This is a genomic window from Micromonospora sp. NPDC049171, assembly GCF_040648275.1.
GTDB lineage: Bacteria > Actinomycetota > Actinomycetes > Mycobacteriales > Micromonosporaceae > Micromonospora.
Map to the genome: position 1 here is coordinate 131,701 of NZ_JBEZDJ010000001.1, position 20,446 is coordinate 152,146.

The 20,446-nt window shown below is 69.2% G+C and carries 15 protein-coding genes; 12 read left to right on the forward strand and 3 right to left on the reverse strand.

Translation table 11 applies throughout. The annotated features are described in order from the left end of the window. Window positions 1-77: 77 nt before the first annotated feature. From AB0B14_RS00470 to AB0B14_RS00495, 6 genes are all read left to right on the forward strand, one after another. The gene (locus tag AB0B14_RS00470) at window positions 78-1,325 is read left to right on the forward strand and encodes a sugar ABC transporter substrate-binding protein (RefSeq protein WP_357520323.1); all 1,248 of its coding nucleotides are present in this window, start codon (window positions 78-80) and stop codon (window positions 1,323-1,325) included. A 74-nt stretch (window positions 1,326-1,399) separates the two neighbouring features. After that, window positions 1,400-2,353: a sugar ABC transporter permease gene (locus AB0B14_RS00475; RefSeq protein WP_357520325.1), complete on the forward strand. Its 954-nt coding sequence runs from the start codon at window positions 1,400-1,402 to the stop codon at window positions 2,351-2,353. Further along, window positions 2,350-3,180 (forward strand): carbohydrate ABC transporter permease, encoded by an 831-nt coding sequence (locus tag AB0B14_RS00480; RefSeq protein ID WP_357520327.1) that lies wholly within the window; start codon window positions 2,350-2,352, stop codon window positions 3,178-3,180. The genes AB0B14_RS00475 and AB0B14_RS00480 overlap by 4 nt, the downstream gene beginning before the upstream one ends. Window positions 3,181-3,188: 8 nt before the next feature. Then, window positions 3,189-4,370, forward strand: a complete 1,182-nt coding sequence (locus AB0B14_RS00485) for a mandelate racemase/muconate lactonizing enzyme family protein (protein WP_357520329.1) — start codon at window positions 3,189-3,191, stop codon at window positions 4,368-4,370. Beyond that, a complete protein-coding gene (locus tag AB0B14_RS00490) occupies window positions 4,367-5,578 on the forward strand; it encodes a fumarylacetoacetate hydrolase family protein (protein WP_357075014.1) in 1,212 nt (403 codons plus the stop codon). The genes AB0B14_RS00485 and AB0B14_RS00490 overlap by 4 nt, the downstream gene beginning before the upstream one ends. After that, window positions 5,575-7,092, forward strand: coding sequence for an aldehyde dehydrogenase family protein (locus AB0B14_RS00495; protein ID WP_357075011.1), 1,518 nt, complete (start codon window positions 5,575-5,577; stop codon window positions 7,090-7,092). The genes AB0B14_RS00490 and AB0B14_RS00495 overlap by 4 nt, the downstream gene beginning before the upstream one ends. A gap of 99 nt (window positions 7,093-7,191) precedes the next feature. On the opposite strand, the gene AB0B14_RS00500 is transcribed toward AB0B14_RS00495, so the two are convergent. Beyond that, window positions 7,192-8,715, reverse strand: coding sequence for an alpha-L-arabinofuranosidase C-terminal domain-containing protein (locus AB0B14_RS00500; RefSeq protein WP_357520331.1), 1,524 nt, complete (start codon window positions 8,713-8,715; stop codon window positions 7,192-7,194). A 697-nt stretch (window positions 8,716-9,412) separates the two neighbouring features. Here AB0B14_RS00500 and AB0B14_RS00505 point away from each other — a divergent pair. From AB0B14_RS00505 to AB0B14_RS00530, 6 genes are all read left to right on the forward strand, one after another. After that, window positions 9,413-10,408, forward strand: a complete 996-nt coding sequence (locus AB0B14_RS00505) for a LacI family DNA-binding transcriptional regulator (RefSeq protein WP_357520876.1) — start codon at window positions 9,413-9,415, stop codon at window positions 10,406-10,408. A 108-nt stretch (window positions 10,409-10,516) separates the two neighbouring features. Further along, window positions 10,517-12,676 carry an alpha/beta hydrolase-fold protein gene (locus tag AB0B14_RS00510; protein ID WP_357520333.1) on the forward strand — a complete coding sequence of 720 codons (2,160 nt, stop codon included), beginning with the start codon at window positions 10,517-10,519 and terminating at the stop codon, window positions 12,674-12,676. Between the two features lie 105 nt (window positions 12,677-12,781). Beyond that, on the forward strand, window positions 12,782-14,122 hold the full coding sequence (locus tag AB0B14_RS00515) for an extracellular solute-binding protein (protein WP_357074999.1): 1,341 nt from the start codon (window positions 12,782-12,784) through the stop codon (window positions 14,120-14,122). A gap of 81 nt (window positions 14,123-14,203) precedes the next feature. After that, complete coding sequence (locus tag AB0B14_RS00520) at window positions 14,204-15,145, forward strand: sugar ABC transporter permease (protein WP_357520335.1); 942 nt, start codon at window positions 14,204-14,206, stop codon at window positions 15,143-15,145. Then, window positions 15,145-16,029, forward strand: coding sequence for a carbohydrate ABC transporter permease (locus AB0B14_RS00525; RefSeq protein ID WP_357074992.1), 885 nt, complete (start codon window positions 15,145-15,147; stop codon window positions 16,027-16,029). The genes AB0B14_RS00520 and AB0B14_RS00525 overlap by 1 nt, the downstream gene beginning before the upstream one ends. A gap of 59 nt (window positions 16,030-16,088) precedes the next feature. Further along, window positions 16,089-17,816 carry an IlvD/Edd family dehydratase gene (locus AB0B14_RS00530; protein WP_357074989.1) on the forward strand — a complete coding sequence of 576 codons (1,728 nt, stop codon included), beginning with the start codon at window positions 16,089-16,091 and terminating at the stop codon, window positions 17,814-17,816. A 78-nt stretch (window positions 17,817-17,894) separates the two neighbouring features. On the opposite strand, the gene AB0B14_RS00535 is transcribed toward AB0B14_RS00530, so the two are convergent. Both AB0B14_RS00535 and AB0B14_RS00540 read right to left on the reverse strand, forming a co-directional pair. Next, window positions 17,895-19,628 (reverse strand): cellulose binding domain-containing protein, encoded by a 1,734-nt coding sequence (locus AB0B14_RS00535; RefSeq protein ID WP_357074986.1) that lies wholly within the window; start codon window positions 19,626-19,628, stop codon window positions 17,895-17,897. A 168-nt stretch (window positions 19,629-19,796) separates the two neighbouring features. Next, a complete protein-coding gene (locus AB0B14_RS00540) occupies window positions 19,797-20,129 on the reverse strand; it encodes a hypothetical protein (protein ID WP_357520337.1) in 333 nt (110 codons plus the stop codon). Between the last annotated feature and the right edge of the window lie 317 nt (window positions 20,130-20,446).

The window sequence follows — 20,446 nt, forward strand, 5'->3', positions numbered from 1 at the left end:
CTTGACACCGTTGCGCATGGCGCTACGATCGTTGCAATTTCATCCAGATGATGCTGTCTCGTAACACTGGAGTAACAATGGGTAACCAGCGCGCTCGCTTCGGCATCGCCAGGGCGACATGTGCCCTCGGCTTGGTCGCCGCTCTCCTGACCGGTTGTGGCTCCGACGGCGATTCGGGGGACGGTGTCACCAAACTGACCTTCGCCGCCTCGACCTTCGGCGATCCGGGTCGCGGACCTCTGCTGACCAAGTGGCTCGACGAGTTCAACGCGAGCCAGACCAAGGTCCAGGTCTCCGCCGCCGCGGTGCCGTACCCGACCTTCGGGCAGACGGTGCTCACCCAGATGGGCAGCGGCAAGGGCCCCGACCTGGTCCGCTTCGACATGCCCGAGTTCGAGGCCGCGTCCGACGCCGGCCTCGTCGCACCGCTGGACAAGCTGATCGATGCCGGGAAGTACGACCTGCTCAAGCAGCCCGACCAGTTCATGGTCCACGACGGTGTCCGGCACGGCCTCATCTTCGAGGCGTCGAACTACGCGATGTTCTACAACGCGGACCTGATCCCGACGCCGCCGTCCACCTACGAGCAGTTCGCCGCCACCGCGAAGTCGCTGACCAAGGGCGACGTCTTCGGCCTGGCGTTCCGGCAGACCGAGGCCGAAGAGGCCGGCGTGTGGCAGGACATCTTCAACTACGTCTACGGCTTCGGCGGCGCGTGGTCCGACGGTAAGAACCTGACGATCAACTCGCCGGCGAACCTCAAGGGTCTGCAGGCGTACAAGGACCTGTACGACGCCAAGGTGATCCCGCGCGGAGCGGACGCGGCGACGTTCCGGCGCATGTTCGCCGAGGGCAAGGTCGGGATGGAGCTCAACAACGGGGGGTACGTGACCGCGACGCGCGGTCAGAACGCCAAGCTGAACTTCACCGTCGCGCCCATCCCGTTCCCGGTCCGCAAGCAGGGTGCGATCCTCGCGCCGATCGTGATCAACGAGGCGAGCGAGGGCAAGGACGAGGCCGCCACCTTCATCAAGTGGGCGCTGGAGCCGCAGAACCAGGTCAAGCTGCAGGAGATCCTCGGCGCGAGCAGCGTCGCCACCACCACGCAGCGCAGTGCCGAGTCGCTCAAGGCGACCCCGTTCCTCACCGTCTTCGACGGGCTCACCGAGACCAGCCTGCCGCAGATCGTGTTGGGCTTCGAAGCCAAGACGCCGGACATCCGCAAGGTGGTCGTGCAGAACGTGGTCGCGGCACTGCAGGGTAAGGCCGACCTGACGTCGGCACTGGACCGCGCCCAGCAGCAGGCGACCGACCTGGTCCGCTGACCGCTCGACACGGCGACGCTGCCGGCGCGACGCGACGTGCGCCGGCAGCGTCCTTCCCAGAAGGATCGAACCCGATGACTGTGGTCGAGCAGACCGGAGCACCGAAGACAACTCCCCGGCCCGGGGCCGGGCGTCGGCCCAGCCCGTTGGGCAGCAGGTGGACGCCGTACCTGTTCCTGGCACCCGCCGCACTGTTCATCCTCGTCTTCCAGGCGGTGCCTCTCGTTCAGGAGGTGTACCTCAGCTTCACCCGGACGAGACTGCTCAACCCGACCAAGAGCGAGTGGGTCGGCTTCGACAACTTCAACCGGATCTTCGGCGACCCGGAGTTCCGCCACACCCTGCTGATCACCGTCGTCTACGTGATCACCTGCGTCGTGGTCGCGATCGGCGCCGGGCTCGCCGTCGCACTCCTGCTCAACGGGAAGTTCCGGGGCCGCGGTGTGGCGCGGGCGCTCGTCACGGTCCCGTGGGCCGCTCCCGGCATCGCGGTCGCGCTCATCGCCACCTGGATGCTCAACGCGCAGTACGGGATCGTGAACCGGTTCCTCGACGCGGTGGGGCTCGGTGTGCCGGGCGGCGCGATCCTGGACAGCTCCCGCTACGCGCTCCCGGCGGTGCTCGCCACGACCATCTGGCAGCTGTTTCCGTTCACCTCCGTGGTGCTGCTCTCCGCGTTGCAGTCGGTCCCGCAGGACCTCAACGAGGCCGCGACCGTGGACGGCGCGGGGCGATGGGCCACCTTCCGCGCGGTTACCTGGCAAGTCATCAAGCCCACCGTTGGCCTGCTGGCGTTGCTGATGACGATCTGGTCGCTGCGGCGGTTCGAGTTGATCTGGCTGATGACCAAGGGCGGCCCGGTCGGCGCCACCGAGACGCTCGTCATCGACCTCTACTCGCAGGCGTTCGACTCGAAGGAACTCGGATCGGCGGCGGCCATCGGGATGGTCGGTGTCGTCATCTCACTCATCGTCGTCATCGGCAGCCGACTGGTCGCCCGTGCCGTGGAGAAGGAGCACGCCCGATGAGGCGCTTCCGTTTCGGTGTCACCGCACGAATCGTCGCCGTGCTCGTCGTACTCGGTGTCGCGGTGTTCCCGTTGTACTGGATGTTCGTCACGGCGCTGTCGAGCAACAGCGACCTCTTCGCCGACCGGCCCCGGCTCACGCCGGACCTCGGCCAGTTCGGGGTGTTCGTCGACGCGCTGGCCGAGGGCAAGGCGGCCGGCTGGCTGCTCAACAGCCTCATCATCGCCGTGGGAACGATGGTCGTCTCGGTCGGCCTGGGCATCCCGCTCGGCTACGCGCTGTCCCGGTTCTCGTTCGCCGGCAAGGCCGTGTTGACAGTCGTGCTGCTGTTCACGCAGATGCTGCCCGAGGCGCTCATGGTCGTGCCGCTGTTCGCGCTGTTCCGCCGATTCGAACTGCTCGACTCGCTGACCGGCCTCGTCCTGGTGAACTCCGCCTTCGTCCTGCCGATCGTCGCGCTGATCCTCAAGGGCGCGATCGACGGCATCCCGAAGGAGTTGGAGGAGGCCGCGCGTGCCGACGGCGCTCGGCCCTTCACCACCCTGACCCGCATCAACGTGCCGCTGATCGCACCGTCGATCGCGGCGACCGCGGTCATCGCCTTCTTCCACGCCTGGAACGAGTACGTGTTCGCGGTGACGTTCATCTTCAACCCCGACCTTCAGCCGGCCTCCGTCGGCATTGCGAACTTCATCGGCGAACTGGGTACACCGATCCAGACGGTGATGGCCGTCGCGTTCCTGTTCACGCTGCCCGCCGTCGGCTTCTACCTGCTGGTGCAGAAGTACGTGGTGTCCGGCATGACCGCTGGCGCGGTGAAGGGTTGAGTCGAAGAATGAAGATCGTCTCCGTCGACACGGTGGTCGTCGACTTCTACCGTACGAACCTCGTCATCGTGCGGGTGCACACCGACGAGGGGATCACCGGGCTCGGTGAGGCCACCCTGGAGGGCAAGGAACGGGCCGTCCAGGGCGCGATCGCCGAGCTGGCCGAGGCGGTGGTGGGCCTGGATCCCACAAGCATCTCGAAGATCCTCTACGAGACCGCGCGGGACTGGTACTGGCGCGGCGGGCCGGTCATCATGACCGCGTTGAGTTCGCTGGAGATGGCCCTGTGGGACATCTCGGCGCGCGACCTCGGTGTCCCGGTCTCCCGGCTGCTCGGCGGTGCGACCCGCGACCGGGTGCGTGCGTACGCGAACGGCTGGTTCTCCGGAGCGGTCACGCCCGGGGACTACGCGGCGGCCGCGCGCCGGACGGTGGAGTCCGGCTTCCGAAGCCTCAAGTGGGACCCGTTCGAAAACTACGACCTCACCATCACCACCGGGCAGTTGGATCGGGTGCTCGCCCAGATCGACGCCGTCCGTGCCGCGGTGGGTCGCGACGTCGAGCTGTTCATCGAGGGGCACGGGCGCTTCGACGTCCGCCACGCGATCAGGGTCGCGAAGGAGATCGCCCAGTTCGACCCGGTGTGGTTCGAGGAGCCGTGCCCGCCGGACAACCTCGACGCGCTTGTCGACATCCGCCGCGCGTCGCCGGTGCCCATCGCGGCGGGGGAGCGGTGGTACGGCCGGCAGGGTTTCGCGCCGGCGCTGGCCCGCCAGGCGGTCGACTTCGTCCAACCCGACGTGACGCACGCCGGCGGGATCGCCGAGTTGGCTTTCATCGCGACGCTCGCGGCGACCAGCTACGTGGGGTTCGCGCCGCACAACCCGAGCGGCCCCCTCAGCACGGCCGCGACGCTGCAACTCGGGGCGACGCTGCCCAACTTCCGGTACCTGGAGATCATGGCGACCGACGTGCCATGGCGGCCCGAGATCACCAACGAACGGCTGGTGCTGACCGCCGACGGCGATGTGCTCATCCCGACCGGGGTCGGACTGGGCATCGAGTTGGATCTCGCCGCGATCGAGCGGCACCCGTTCACACCGCATCCACTCCGGATGTTCCAGGACGCCGTGTACGACATCCGTCCGCGAGACGAGCGTTCCTTCTTCAACCTGGAGAGCGGCTCATGACGGTGCCCCAGCCCCGACGACAGCCCGACGGCGCGGACTGGTGCGGGACCGCCGCCGAGGCGCTGCCGGACGACGTCGACGACAGTGTCCTCATCGGCCGGATCTGGGATCCGGCCGGCGACGGCCCCTCACCCGTGACCGTCCGCGACGGCGAGGTCATCGACCTGAGCCGGCGGTTCCCCACCATCCGGGACATCTGCGAACTGCCCGACCCCGCCGCGACCGTGGCCGGCCTGGACGGGCCGCGGCTTGGCGACTTCGGGGAGATCCTGGCGAACACGGGTGCCGCGACCCGCGACCACACCCGGCCCTGGTTGCTCGCCCCGGTCGACCTGCAGGCACTCAAGGCCGCCGGCGTGACCTTCGCCGTCTCGCTCATCGAACGCGTCATCGAGGAGCGGGCCCGCGGTGACCTGGCGCTCGCCGCGGACATCCGGCACCGGATGCTCGCCGACATCGGCGCCGACCTGCACAGCCTGGTGCCCGGCTCGGTGGAGGCCGAGCGGCTCAAGAGCCTGCTGGTCAGCGAGGGTGTCTGGAGTCAGTATCTGGAGGTGGGGATCGGGCCGGACGCCGAGATCTTCACCAAGGGGCAGATTCTCTCCGCCGTCGGCACGGCCGTCCCGGTGGGAGTCCTCGCCTCGTCGACCTGGAATAATCCGGAGCCCGAGGTCACGCTGATCGTCCAGTCCAGCGGCCGGATCGTCGGCGCCACCCTCGGCAACGACGTGAACCTGCGCGATGTCGAGGGCCGCTCGGCGCTCCTGCTTCCCCTGGCCAAGGACAACAACGCCTCGTGTGCCCTGGGTCCCCTGATCCGGCTGTTCGACGAGCGGTTCGACCTGGCCCGGGTGCGCGAGCTCGAGGTGAGCCTGGAGGTCCGTGGTGTGGACGGTTTCCACCTGGCGGCGGTCTCGCAGATGACCCAGATGTCGCGCGACCCGGCGGACCTGGTGCGGCAGCTGATCGGCCCGCAGCACAGCTATCCCGACGGCGCCGCCCTGATGCTCGGCACGATGTTCGCGCCCACCCAGGACCGGGACCGCCCCGGCGAGGGCTTCACCCACAAGGTCGACGACGTGGTACGCATCGGCTGCCCGGCGCTGGGCACCCTGGTCAACCGGGTACGGCACGCCCAGGAGTGTGAGCCCTGGCAGTTCGGCGTCCGGGATCTGATGGGCAATCTGGTAAGGAGAGGACTGCTGTGAACGTGGTCAGCACTGTCGACCCCCGCGACGGTCGACGTCGTACGACGGAACTCACCGAGACCGACGAGCCTCGGCTGGAGGTGATCGCCAACCAGGCGTCCCAGGCCGCCCGGTGGCTGTCCGGCCTGGGCCGACTCGGCCGGGCCGACCTGCTGGACGCGATCGCCACGTCCCTGGAGGCCCGTCGCGGGGACCTGGTCGCGGCGGCGGAGGCGGAGACCGGGCTGAGCCACGCGCGACTCGACCAGGAACTCACCCGGGCGGCGATCCAGTTCCGGATGTTCGGTGACGTGCTGCGCGACGGGGGCTACGTCGAGGCCGCCATCGACCACGCCGCCGACACACCTCTCGGACGCGGCCCGGACCTGCGGCGGATGCTCGTACCCCTCGGGCCGGTGGCCGTCTTCGGAGCCAGCAACTTCCCGTTCGCCTTCTCGGTGGCGGGGGGTGACACCGCCGCCGCGCTCGCCGCGGGCTGTCCCGCCGTCCTGAAGGCCCACCCGTCACACCCGTTGACCTCGCACGCCTCGGCCGAGGCCATCGCGGCGGCCGTCCGCGACCTGGGTGGGCCCGACGGTGTGGTCGCGACCGTGTACGGCGAGCAGGCCGGCCGCTCGCTGGTGCGCCACCCCGAGATCCGCGCCGCCGCGTTGACGGGCTCCGTCGGCGCCGCCCGTGCCATCCAGGCGGCCATCGACGAACGCCCCGATCCCATTCCCCTCTACGCCGAGCTGAGCAGCGTGAACCCGATCGTCGTCCTGCCCGGCGCGGCCGTCGACCGGGCGGAGCAGATCGCCGAGGGGCTGTTCGCCTCCTTCACCAACTCGGGCGGCCAGTTGTGCACGAAGCCCGGGTTGGCGTTCGTGCCGTCCGATCCGAGCGGTGCGCGCCTGGTCGACACGCTGCGGAAGAAGGTCGCCGCCGCTGGCGGTGCGATCCTGCTCAACGACCGCATCCAGGCCGCGTACGAGCAGCAGGCGACGGCGTTCGAGCAGGCTGGCGCCCGTGTCGCGGCACGAGCCCAGGTCGACCCCGACGAGGGCTTCCGCGTCGCGCCAGCGCTCTTGGAGGTCGATCTGCCGGGCCTCACCGCCGAGCTCACCGACGAGTGCTTCGGCCCGCTGATGGTCGTGGTGCGCTATGACGACGTCGCCGCGCTCGACGCCGTCCTGGCGACCGTCCCCCCGTCGCTGACCGGTTCCATCCATCGTGGACCGGCCGACGACGCCGGTGTCGTACGCCGGCTCGTCGACAGGTTCGCCGGCCGCTCGGGTCGTGTCGTCTTCGACGGCTATCCCACCGGCGTGCGGGTGTCGTGGGCCCAGCACCACGGCGGGCCCTGGCCCTCGACGAACGCCGTGCACACCTCGGTCGGCGCCACCTCGATCCGGCGCTTCCTTCGCCCGCTGGCCTGGCAGGACGCCCCGGCCTGGGTCCTTCCGGAGGAACTGCAGGACGGCTACACCGCCATTCCCCGGCGCGTCGACGGGAGGTTGGAGCAGGCGGCGCGATAGCCGCCGCACCCATCGACCTCCCCGGTGGGCGGTGGGATGAACCCCGGCCGCCACCCCTGGTGTCAGGAGTGACGGCCGGGGCACCGCCGCCTCAGCCGGTCACCGGGTCGCTTCCGTGGCCCGCATCCGCAGCATCGTCCAGGATGCGGGGGGCAGGGTCAGCCGGACGTCCGCGTCGGCCTGTCGCGCCGTGTCGTTGGGGCGCGGCTCGGCGTGGTCCGGGCCGTCGGCGGTGTTCTTGGCGGCCAGGTCGGTGCCGCCGACGGTGACACACTCGATGATCCCGGTCACCTGGGCGCCGCTGACGTCGACGGTCACCGCGGCCGGGGCGTCGGTGCCCCGGTTGACGAGGAACACGGCCAGCTCGCCGGTGCTGTCGTCCCAGGTGCAGACCGCGTCGACCGCCGCCACCTCGCCGTAGCGGTCGGTGGCCGTCGTGCTGCCGGCGCGGAGCACGTCGAGCACCGCCCCCCGGGCGTGCCGGGCGGTGCGGGCGAACGGGTGGAAGATGGTCTGCCGCCAGGCCGAGCCGCCGGGCTCGGTCATGATCGGTGCGATGACGTTCACCAGTTGCGCCTGGCACGCCGCCGCCACCCGGTCGCTGTGCCGGAGCAGGCTGATGAGCAGGCCACCGACGACGACGGCATCGGCCACGCTGTAGTGATCCTCCAACAACGGCGGTGCGACCGGCCAGTCCTCGCCGCTCGGCGGCGTCGACGGGGCGGCGGACTGGTACCAGACGTTCCACTCGTCGAACGCGATCATGATCTTCTTGGTCGAGCGGCGGATCGCACCGACCGAGTCGGCGATGGCCGTGACGGCGTCGATGTAGGTGTCCATGTCCTCGGCGGAGGCGAGGAAGCTGCGCAGGTCGCCGTCGACCGGCTGGTAGTAGGCGTGCAGCGAGATCAGGTCGACGTCGTCGTACGCCTCGGTGAGCACGTCGCGTTCCCAACTGCCGAACGTGGGCATGCCGAGGTGGGACGAGCCGCAGGCGACGAGCTCCAGACCGGGATCGAACCGGCGCATCGCCTTCGCGGTCTGTGCGGCGAGGCGCCCGTACTCGGTCGCGCTGCGCTGGCCCACCTGCCACGGGCCGTCCATCTCGTTGCCCAGGCACCACAGCCGGATCCCGTACGGGTCGACCGCGCCGTTGTCGCGCCGCTGGTCGGCGAGGTGACTGCCGGCGCGGTGGTTGGCGTACTCGAGGAGGTCGACCGCCTCGGCGGTGCCCCGGGTGCCGAGGTTGACCGCCATGATCGGTTCGGCGTTCGCCTTGCCGAGCCAGCGCACGAACTCGTCGAGCCCGAACGCGTTGGTCTCCAGGCTGTGCCAGGCGAGGTCGAGCCGGGCCGGTCGTTGCGCGACCGGCCCGACGCCGTCCTCCCACCGGTAGGAGGAGACGAAGTTGCCGCCCGGGTAGCGGACCGTGGTGATGCCCAACTCGCGCACGAGCGCGAGGACGTCGCCCCGGAAGCCGTCGGCGTCGGCCGTCGGGTGCCCCGGCTCGTAGATGCCGGTGTAGACACAGCGACCCAGGTGCTCCACGAACGAGCCGAAGAGTCGACGCGGCACCGGCGCGACGCGCCGACGGGGGTCCAGGCTCAGACGCGCGGTGTGCACGGCGCCTCCCCGGTGACCATCGGCGCGATCCCGGCCTGCCGGTCCGGCCTGGGCCGGGCGGGCAGCCGGCGGCGGTGGGGGAGTGGGCATCCGGTGCCGGCCAGGTGCTCCGGCGGGTTGCGGTGGGGGTTCAGGACGGGCTCCCTTCATGCGGGCCCCGACGCCGAGATCTCTGCCGCGGCAGCGGAACCGAGGGGTGGTGGTGGCCGTGCGAGGTCTGGACATCGCGGTGGCGGTCGGTTACGTTCTCGATCTATGTAAACGTTACCGATTACGTTTGCAGTAGGGAACACGTCGCCCGCGATCAATGTTCGCCCGGCCGGGCGACCGCCGTGCAGGCGCCGACCGGATTCACCGCCACGGCGGCCCGGGCCGGTTTCCGGTGGCCCGCATTTCCACGTCGCCGTTCGCTTCGTCTTGTGTGGAATGGATTCCGACGGCGCTCGCCCGCCATTCTTCCGGGCCGGAGGTCGGCATCTCTAATCGGCCGCCCGGAGTGACAGTCGGCCACATTTTCGTGACAACCCGCGTCGGTCCATCGTGTCCCGACAACTGTCCTGGTAGGACGGTTGTCCCCGGTCCGGAGGTCTTGTGCTCGTAACCCCTGTCGGTTACGTTGGCAACACCCTGGAAACGTAACCGATAACGATTGCAGTCCAGAGGGAGCGGCATGATCGAGGTCAATGCCCCAGCGACAATGAGTGATGTGGCACGGGTTGCCGGCGTTTCCACCGCCACCGTCTCGCGGGTGGTCAACGGGCATTACGGCGTCAGTGCCCGCACGATCGCTCAGGTCCGTTCGGCCATCGAGCAACTCGGCTACGAGTCGAGTCTGGTGGCCACCAGCCTTCGGCGCAGCCGCACCAACGTCCTGGGCCTGGTGACGCACAGCTTCCAGTCGTACACGGCGGAGGTGCTCAAGGGGGCGATGAAGGCGCTGAGTCGCTCCGGCTTCGACCTGATCATCTACGCCAACAGCGACCTCTACGGATCGTATTCGGAGGGTTGGGAGAAGCGGCACGTGACGCGCCTGTCGGGCACCCTCACCGACGGGTGCATCGTCGTCACACCCTGGGGCGAGGTGCAGAGCCGGACGCCGATCGTGGCCATCGACCCGGTGCGGGGTTCGACGGCGCCCTCGGTGACCGCCGACAACCTCGCGGGCGCGACCACCGCGGTCGAGCACCTCCTGGGCCTGGGCCACCGGCGCATCGGGTTCATCGCGGGCCGATCCAGCCTCGCGGCGGCCTGGTCGCGGGAGGAGGGATACCGGGCCGCGCTGAGCGACGCCGGCATCCCGATCGACCCGACGTTGATCGGCGAAGGGGACTTCAACCCCGAGTCGGCGGTCCCGCTGGCGCGCGCCCTGCTGCACCGGGCGGACCCGCCAACGGCGATCTTCGCGGCGAGCGACGGGATGGCCCTCAAGGTGCTGGAGGTCGCCGCGGAGCTGGGGTTCTCGGTCCCCGGGGACCTGTCCGTCGTCGGATTCGACAACATCCCGGAGTCGGCGCTGACCGAGCCGGGTCTGACCACCGTGGACCAGTCGATGTACCAGCTCGGGTACGAGGCCGCGCGCATGTTGCGGTCGCTGGTGACCGGCGAGTGGGAGGGGCCGCGCCAGGTGGTGCTCCCGACCAGCCTGGTCATCCGCGGATCGAGCGCGCCACCACGAGGCACGGCACGAGGGTGACCCAGGCCCACGAAGGAGGTGTGCACGCAGACCCACGGCGAGATCCACCGATGAGTTGAGCCGGTCAGTCGGGTCGCATCCGCTGCCGGCGCAGGAAAGGAGTGGAGCGTGACAACCGAAACGTACCACTGGCGTTCACGCCGATCGGGCGTGCGCCGGCTCTCGGCGGTGTTCGCCGCCGGAGTCATGGCGGCCGCGACTGTTCTGCTCGCGCCGCAGCCGGCCGCGGCGGAGACGCCGTGGCTGGAGGTCTCCGCGGATCGCTACGCCTCGTTCACCGTTCCCGCGGCGTACATCCAGGAGCAGTTGGGCACGGTGTCGCAGGTCGTCGTCGAAGGCAACATCGGCCCCTCCGCGGCGTGGGCGGAGTTTGGTCTGACCCGGCGTGGCGACGTGTGGTCGGGCATTCTCGGCCCGCTCAAGCCGGGGCTCTACCAATACCAGCTCACCGCCGACGACACCAGGAGCCTCAAGGATCCGACGAACAGCACGGGTGTGGCGTCCAAACCCCTCCTGAGCACCTTCCTCGTCGCGGGTGACTCGGCACGGTGGCTGGCGGACGTGCCGCCGGGCACCGGCGGCAGGGTCGAGACCCTGACCTACCGGACCGGGAGCGGGCAGCGGTCGGCCCTGGTCTGGACCCCACCGGGGTACGCGGCCAAGGGTTCCAGGGGCTACCCGGTGCTCTACCTGCAGTCGGGCGAGGACGTGCCCACCACCGACTGGCTCGACCTCGGCCGGACCAGGCAGATCCTCGACAACCTCGCGGCCGAGGGCGCCAGCAGGCCGATGGTGGTCGTGATCAACGACGCCAACGGCGCGGATGGCAGGGAGCTGCGCAAGGCGGTCGCCGACAGGTACCGGGTCCTGCGCGACCCGGCGCACCAGGCGATCGCGGGCGTGTCCGACGGCGCGACGCAGGCGCTGACAGCGGCCGTGGCCAGTCCTGGCCAGTTCGCCCACGTGGGCTGGTTCTCGGGCCACGCGGCCCCGACCGTCGACCGGAGGAACGCCCGGGCGGTCAAGCTGCTGCGCCTCTACACGGGCAACGTGACGGATCCCGCGTACAACACCACCTACCGGCTGATGCGGGCGTTGGACCGGGCCGATGTGAGGTTCGAGTTCGACGGGATCAACCCGGACGGTGGTGCGAACTGGCAGACCTGGCAGGAGAATCTGGTCGACTTCGTGCCGCGGCTGTTCCAGCACGTGTCGGACCACGGCCCGAGCCCCGGTCACCGGCCGCTGACGGGGGAGTTCGCCCCGCCGCCGGCCGGCACCACCCCGACGCCCTTCGTCACCAGGGACGGTTTCGTCACCTTCGAGACCACCACCGACTTCACCGACGCCCAGCACGTCACGGTATGGGCGAACATCGCGCCGGGCGGCAGTTGGCTGCGCGTGCCGCTGACCCGCGAGGGCGACCGGTGGCGAGCGACAGTGGGCCCGCTGAAGCCCTGGTTCTACTACTACCGGCTCATCGTGGACCGGGTCGCGGTCAAGGACACCGCCAACCCGACGAAGGTGACCACCGAACCGACGTGGAGCACCTTCCTCCTCCCCGGGCCGGGCGCTCGCCTGCTGTCGGACGTGCCCGCCGGCCGGGGCGGCACGGTCGAGAGCATGACCTATCTGAGCACCGTGGCGGGCCAGGAGCGCACCGCGCTGGTGTGGACACCACCCGGATACGATCCGGCCCGGCCGCAGCCGTATCCCGTGCTCTACCTCCAGCACGGCGGCGGCCAGAACTATACCGACTGGGTCGAGATGGGCCGCGCCAAGCAGATTCTCGACCACCAGTTCCTCGACGGCGACCTGACGCCCATGGTCGTGGTGATGGGCAACGGCAACTCGTCCAACTTCAACAGGGAGTTGCTGGACAACATCGTGCCGACGGCCCGCGCTCGCTACCACGTCTCCAGCGAGTCGTCGCAGCAGGCCATCGCCGGCCTGTCGATGGGCGGCGGGCAGGCGCTGGGGGTGCTGCGGGCCTACCCGGGTGAGTTCGCCTACGTCGCGGCACTCTCCGCCGGGTTCGGCAGCGGCACCGGCGTCGACGTCGAGGCGATCAACAACGGGACCACGATGCTGCGCCTGTACGTCGGCGACCAGACCGACTTCGTGTACCCGAGCTTCATGGCATCGCTGACCACGTTGAACACCCTCGGCATCCGCTACGAGTTCGACGGGGTGACCCCCGGGCCGCACGGCTGGGACGTGTGGCAGAAGAACCTCATCGACCTGGCGCCGCGTCTGTTCAAGCGCTAGGAGCAGCGTGTCCGGCGGCGCCACCGGGAGCGGGGTCTCCCGCGCCCGGTGGCGCCCGCCGAGCAGGAGACTGTCGCACCGCCAACCCCGGAGGGAATCACGTCGATGAAGACGAAACGAATACTCGCCACGGTGACCATGCTCGCGGCCGGGGCTGGCCTCGTCGCCTGCTCCTCCGACGAGGGGGGCAGCGACGCGAGCAACTGCACGAACACCATCACCAAGCAGAACGTGCCGGTGGTGACGATGTGGGGCTGGTATCCCAACACCCAGCTCGTCGTCGACAACTTCAACAAGCAGCACGACGACGTGCAGGTCTGTTGGACCAACGTCGGGCAGGGCGGCGACGAGTACGACAAGTTCCAGACGGCCATCTCGGCGGGCACCGGCGCACCCGACGTGATCATGGTCGAGGCGGACCGGATCCCGACCTTCCAGATCCAGGGCGCGCTCGTCGACATCAAGCAGTACGGCTACGACGCGGTCAAGGCCAACTACGGCGAGGGCGCCTGGAAGGACGTGTCGGTCGGCGACGCGGTCTACGGCGTCCCGGTCGACGGTGGCCCGATGGGCATGATCTACCGCAAGGACATCTTCGACAAGTACAAGATCACACCACCGAAGACCTGGGCCGAGTACGAGCAGGCCGCGCAGAAGGTGAAGGACGCCGGAGGCCCGCTCTTCGGGGACCTGGGCGCGAACGTCCCGGCGGTCCTGATGGCGCTGCAGATCCAGAAGGGCGCCTCGCCCTTCACCTTCGATCCGGCGCAGCCCAAGTCGATCGGCGTGAAGCTCAACGACCAGGCCTCCAAGGACGTGCTGGACTACTGGGGCGGCCTCGCCAAGAAGGGCCTGGTCGGGACGCAGGACCAGTTCACCCCGGAGTACATCTCCGGCGTGATCAGCGGCAACTACGCGACGTACATCTCGGCGGCCTGGGCGCCGGGTTATCTCACCGGTGCGGGTGTCGGCAAGGGCCAGGACACCGGCAAGTTCGCGGTGGCGCCGCTGCCGCAGTGGGATGTGAACAACCCCGTGCAGGTCAACTGGGGCGGGTCGGCCTTCTCGGTGACCAAGCAGGCGAAGAAGCCGGACCTGGCGGCGAAGGTCGCCTACGGCCTCTACGCCGACAAGGAGTCACTCACCGACGGCTGGACCAACCAGATCATCTTCCCGCTGAACCTCACGGCACTCAACGATCCGGCGTTCATCGACCTGAAGGTGGCGTTCTTCGACGGCCAGCAGGCGAACAAGGAGGTCTACGTCCCCGCCGCCAACGCCTACAAGGGCGTCGCCTACGCACCGTTCGGTCAGTACTACCTCGACGCGATGACGAAGCAGATCAGCGAGATCATCAAGGGCTCCACAAGCGGCTCGCAGGCCGCCGACAAGCTCCAGGGCGACGTGACGAAGTACGCCAAGGAACAGGGCTTCACCGTTCAGTGACCCCAGGGGTGGGCCGCGCCGCCGCTCGACGGCCGGCCCACCCGCCCACGACCCGTAGCGTCCACGTCCCGGAGACCACAGATGACACTCCTGACCGAGCAGCGCGCCGCGCGTACCCGCGCCGAGACACGCAGGACCCGTGGCAAGGTGCACCTCCGCGAACACCTGATGGGGTGGTTCTTCGTCGGGCCGTTCGCGGTCGTCTTCCTGGCGTTCCTCATCGCGCCACTGGGCTACGCGCTGTATCTCAGTCTCTTCCAGAAGAAACTGATCGGCGGCACCAGCTTCGTCCTCTTCGACAACTACGTGAAGGCGTTCACCGACCCGAGCTTCCTGTCCGGGGCGTGGTTCGTCATCCGCTTCGCACTTGTCGCCATCCCGGTGCAGATCGCCATCGCGCTCGCGATGGCCCTCATCCTGGACGCGGTGACGTCCCTGTTCGCCCGCTTCTCCCGCCTCATGATCTTCCTGCCCTACGCGATCCCGACGGTCATCGGTGCGGTGATGTGGGGTTTCCTCTACAGCAAGGGCTTCGGCCCGCTCACCGACATCTTCGGGCTGTTCGGCGCGACCGCACCCGACTTCCTGGGCAGCAACCTGATCTTCTACGGCCTGCTCAACGTCGTCACCTGGCAGTGGGTGGGTTACTACATGATCATCCTGTACGCGGCGTTGCAGGGGGTCGATCCGACGCTCTACGAGGCCGCCCGGATGGACGGCGCGGGGCGGTGGCAGGTCGCGTTGCGGATCAAGATTCCGCTGATCGCGCCCGCGCTGAGCCTCATCCTCGTCTTCGCGCTCATCGGCACCCTGCAGTTCTTCAACGAGCCGCAGATCCTGCGGTACCTCGCCGCCGGCACGATCGGCGCGGACTTCACCCCCAACATGTACGCGTACCAGCAGGCGTTCTCGCTCGCCAACTTCAACTACGGATCGGCGATCTCGTTCGCCCTCGGCGGCATCGTGTTCGTCTGCGTGTACGTGTTCCTGTTCTTCACCCGCAAGCGGAGGAGCTTCCTCTGATGGCCAACCGCACGAGCGTCAGCGCAGGCCCCCGCCGACCGCAGCGCTACCTGCCGCTGCAGATCCTGCTCGGCTTCATGGTGATCTACTTCCTCGTACCCTTCTGGTGGGTCGTCGTCAACAGCTCCAAGGACGCACCGGGCCTGTTCGGCGGCGGCAACACCATGTGGTTCTCCGACCAGATCGACTACGTCGGCAACCTCAGGCAGCTGTTCACCTACGACGGTGGCATCTACCTGCGGTGGATCCTCAACTCCACGTTGTACGCGATCGCCGGCGGAATCGGCGCCACGGTCCTGTCGGTGATGGCCGGCTACGGCTTCGCCAAGTATCGGTTCGCCGCCCGGCGCTTCAGCTTCGCCGTCGTGCTCGGCGCGGTGATGGTGCCCGCCACCGCCCTGGTCATCCCGACCTTCATCATGTTCTCCCGGCTGGGCCTGACCAACACGGTCTGGGCGGTGATCCTCCCGTCGCTGCTCAACCCGTTCGGCGTCTACCTCATGCACGTGTACGCGCGGGACGCGGTGCCCGACGAGCTGCTGGACGCGGCGCGGGTCGACGGCGCGGGCGAGCTGCGCACCTTCGTCCAGATCGCCCTTCCGCTGATGCGCCCCGCGGTGGTCACCGTGCTCCTGCTGTCCGCCGTGGCGTCCTGGAACAACTACTTCCTGCCGCTGGCCATGCTCTCCGACAACCGGCTCTTCCCGGTGACCGTCGGCCTCGGTCTGTGGCAGGGGATCGCCTCCGCGAACAACTCGGGCGGCACCTCGCTGTGGAGCCTCATCATCCTGGGCTCGCTGGTGTCCGTGATTCCACTGGTCATCGCGTTCTTCAGCCTGCAACGGCACTGGCGCGGCGGGCTGTCCGTCGGCGGCCTCCGGTAGGTGCCACCCCGTGACCGCCGCGCACCCCGCGGCCGCACGCATGACAGAGAGGTGTGCTGATGTCGACGACGGATCGTCCGCTGCGCAGCGGGCAGTGGTTCGGTGCGGAGGGCCGCAACGGGTTCATCCATCGGTCCTGGATGCGCAACCAGGGTTTCGCGGACGACGTCTTCGACGGTCGCCCGGTGATCGGCATCGCCACCACCTGGTCGGAGCTGACACCCTGCAACGCCCATCTGCGCGATCTGGCCGAATCGGTGAAGCGCGGCGTGTGGGAGAGCGGCGGCCTGCCGTTGGAGTTTCCCGCCATGAGCCTGGGCGAGCCCCTGATGCGGCCCACGACCATGCTCTACCGCAACCTGCTGGCCATGGAGTTGGAGGAGTCGGTCCGCGCCAACCCCCTCGACGGGGTGGTGCTGCTCTCCGGCTGCGACAAGACCACCCCCGGCCTGCTGATGGGCGCGGCGAGTGTCGACCTGCCCACCCTGATGATCACCGGCGGTCCGATGCTGAACGGCAAGTTCCGGGGCCAGGACATCGGGTCGGGCACCGTCGTCTGGCGCTTCACCGAGGAGCAGCGCGCCGGCCGGATGACCGCGGCCGACTGCGCGGAGGCGGAGGTCGGCATGTCCCGCAGCCGGGGGCACTGCATGACCATGGGCACCGCCTCCACGATGGCCTGCGTGACCGAGGCGTTGGGCGTGCAACTGCCGGGTGCGGCCGCCGTGCCGGCTGTCGACTCGCGCCGGTACGCGCTCGCGCAGGCCGCCGGCCGGCGGATCGTCGCCATGGTCGGGCAGGACCAACGGCTGTCCACGGTGCTGACCCGGGAGGCGTTCGAGAACGCCATCCGGGTCAACGCCGCGATCGGCGGTTCCACGAACGCCGTCGTCCACCTGCTGGCGATCGCCGGCCGCCTCGGCGTCCCGCTGACCCTGGAGGACTTCGACATCCTCACCGCCGACGTGCCCATGCTCGTCAACCTGATGCCGTCCGGGGCGTACCTGATGGAGGACTTCGCCTACGCGGGCGGCGTGCCGGCGGTGATGAACGAGATCGCCTCGCTGCTGCACCTGGAGCACGTCACCGTCAGCGGGGCGAGCGTGGCCGACAACATCAGCGGCGTCCAGTGCTGGAACCGGCAGGTCATCGGCACGATGGCCGAGCCGTTCCAGCCCGCCGGCTCGGGCACCGTGGTGCTGCGCGGGTCACTCGCGCCGGACGGGGCCGTGCTGAAGGTGTCCGCCGCCTCCGCGCACCTTCTCGCGCACACCGGGCCGGCGCTCGTCTTCGACCGGATCGAGGACTACGTCGTCGCGGCCGACGATCCGGCCCTGGAGGTCACCCCCGACACGGTGATCGTGGTCCGAAACGCCGGCCCACGCGGCTATCCCGGCTTCCCGGAGGTCGGCAACGTGCCCATGCCGCGTCGGCTGCTCGAAGCCGGCATCACGGACATGGTGCGGATCTCCGACGCCCGGATGAGCGGCACGGGGTACGGCACCTGCGTCCTGCACGTGGCCCCGGAGGCGGCCGTGGGTGGCCCGCTGGCGCTGGTGCGCACCGGCGACCTGGTCCGGGTCGACGTCGCGACGCGGCGCCTGGACCTCCTGGTCGACGACACGGAACTCGCCCAGCGCCGTGCCGGCTGGCATCCGGCACCGCTGAGCGCCGACCGGGGCTGGGCAAAGCTGTACAGCGAGCACGTCCTGCAGGCCGACCAGGGCGCCGACCTGGACTTCCTGGTCGGCGGCAGCGGCAGCGCCGTGCCCCGCCACTCGCACTGACCGTCGCGAAACGGGAGCCCCGGCGGGTTGCCGGGGCTCCCGTGACGTCGGACCGCTCTCAGGGTCGAGCGGTGGTGTTCAGAGGGTGAAGACGAGCGTGGAGATGCTGCGCGCGCCGACGTTGATGGTGGCCTGACCGCCGTTGACGCTCGTCGGCTGGCTTGCCGCGTTGGCGTTCTGCGAGGTCAGGAAGTGCTCGGCCGTGGTGACGTTCTGCGGTGCCTGGATCACGGCGTTGTTGACCGCGCTGTTGGACCGGTTGAGGATCACCAGGGTGATCTTGCCGTCGCCCTGGTAGGCGGTCACCTCCAGCGGGGAGGCCTTGGAGCTCTTCGTCAGGCCGACCCGCTGGTAGCCGGGGCGGACGTACTTCGCGTACTGCGAGAAGGCGTACCCGCGCTTGAGCGGAGCGCCCGCGACGGTGCCGAACGCGGCCTCGCCGTCACCGATGAAGGAGTAGTAGCGCTTGCCGTACCACCAGATGTAGGCGCTCCAGTTGGCCTCCATCGACCGGTGCACGGTGCGCATGATGTCGTCGAGGGTCTCGTTCCAGACCGTCACGTTGGCGGGGTTGCCCCAGATGTTGGAGCCGCCACCGTCGGCCTCGTGCAGGTTCCACTCGGTCATCCACACCGGCTTGTTGTACTGCGCGGCCAACGGGTACGGCTTGAGCCGGCCGGAGTCCTCGGTGCCGTACAGGTGCCCGCCGATGTAGCCGATGTTGTTGCGGGCGGTGGTGTCGTTGAGGGTCGGGTCGGTGAAGTTGTAGTTGAGGTTGACCGCCTCGGCGACCATCAGCTTGGTGTTCTGCACCTTCGTGCCCTGGTCGCGGACGAAGTTGCGCAGCTCGGTGCCGCTCCAGTCCATCGAGTCGTAGTTCGGATGCCAGTCCGGTTCGTTCTGCACCGAGGTGACGTCGATGTTCACGCCCTGGCCACGCATGTACTGCACGTAGCTGTTGAGATGGTTGGCGTAGTCGTCGTAGTAGTCGGTCTTCAGCTTGCCGCCGTTGACCCGGCTGTTGTTCGTCTTCCACGCCGCCGGGGCGGTCCACGGCGAGGCGAGGATCTTCACGTTCGACCCGGACGCCTCGGCCGTCTTCAACGAGTTGACGTGCGTCGCCCACTCGCTGGACTCCGGCGACAGGCCGGTCCGCACGATGGACAGCCCCAACTGGTTGGCGCCCATTCCGACAAGCGTCTGCGTGTCCGTCGTCGACCAGGCGCTGCCCCAGATGGACTGCGCGGCCCCGAACCCGTCCACGGTCTGGTACCTGGTGGCGCTGTTCACAGTGATGTCCGCCGGTCCGTTCGGCGGCGGAGTCGTCGGCGGTGGCGTGGTGGGTGGTGGGGTGGTCGGGGGTGGGCTGGTCGGTGGCGGCGTGGTCGGCGCGGGGTCGCCGGTGCAGACCACCCCGTTGAGCGTGAAGCTTGTCGGAGCGGGGTTGCTGCCGGTCCACGAGCCGTTGAAGCCGAACGAGACGGTGGCGTTGGTGGCGATGGCCCCGTTGTAACTGACGTTCTTTGCGGTGACCGCGGCGCCGCTCTGCGTCAGCGTCGTGTTCCACGCCTGGGTGACGGTCTGCCCGGCGCCGTAGGACCAGCCGAGCGTCCAACTGCTGACCGGATCACCGAGATTGGTGATGGCGACGTTGGCGCCGAAGCCACCCTGCCACTGCGACGACACGCTGTAGTCCACCGAGCAGCCAGCGGCTGCCGCCCCGGCCGGCATCGCCAGGGCGACCCCGGCCGATGCCAACAGGACGGCGCTGGCCGACACCAGCGCCGTGTTTGTCCCTCTTCGTCTTCTCATGCGACCTCTCCTGACATGGTGGTGGCGGTCGACGCGTCCAGGGGCCCGACTGTTCGTCGAGCCCATGGGTGGCTCGGCCATTGGGAGCGCTCCCAATCGCCTCGTTGCCAGGAAGTTAATTCGTCTAATGATGTATGTCAATGCCGTAACGTCCCGGCCCGGTGGCCGTCATCGTCCACAGGCCCCGCACGCGACGCGGGTGCGCAGGTGGTAGTCGCTCGACGCCACGACGAGCCCGAGCCCGAGGACGCAGTACGCCGACATCGCCAGCCAGAGGAACGTGTCGGAGAACTGGCTGACCGATCCGGACACCAACTGCGTCAGCCCCATGCCGAAGTAGGCCACGATGCCCGCCCCGAGCCCGAAGCCGGGCACCAGCAACAGCGGACGGGGGATCGGGCGGCCGGCGAGCAGCGGCACCCACGCCGGCCAGATCTCCCCCCAACCGTGCACGAGCGCCAGCGGCAACAGCACTCCCGCCAACAGCAGGCCGATCTCCAACCCCGACCACCGAGGCGTCCCGGGTGAGCCCGTCGAAGCCCACCAGGAGCTGGGCCGCGAAGCGGCCGACGAGGCCGGCCACCGCGGCGTACGCGGCCCAGCGTGCCCAGCGTGCCGGGGCCACGCGCCGCCAACCCGGGCGGACCGTCCGGCAGCACTGCGGACAGTCGCCCCGGGTGCGCCGCTGGTAGTGGGCGGTGGCCAGGCCGAGCAGGACCGCCCCGGTCACACAACCGAGCCGGCTGGCGAACGCCGTCGGATCGAAGTACGGGCCGACCGTGAACAGCAGGAAGCCCACCAGCTCCGGCAGCAGGATC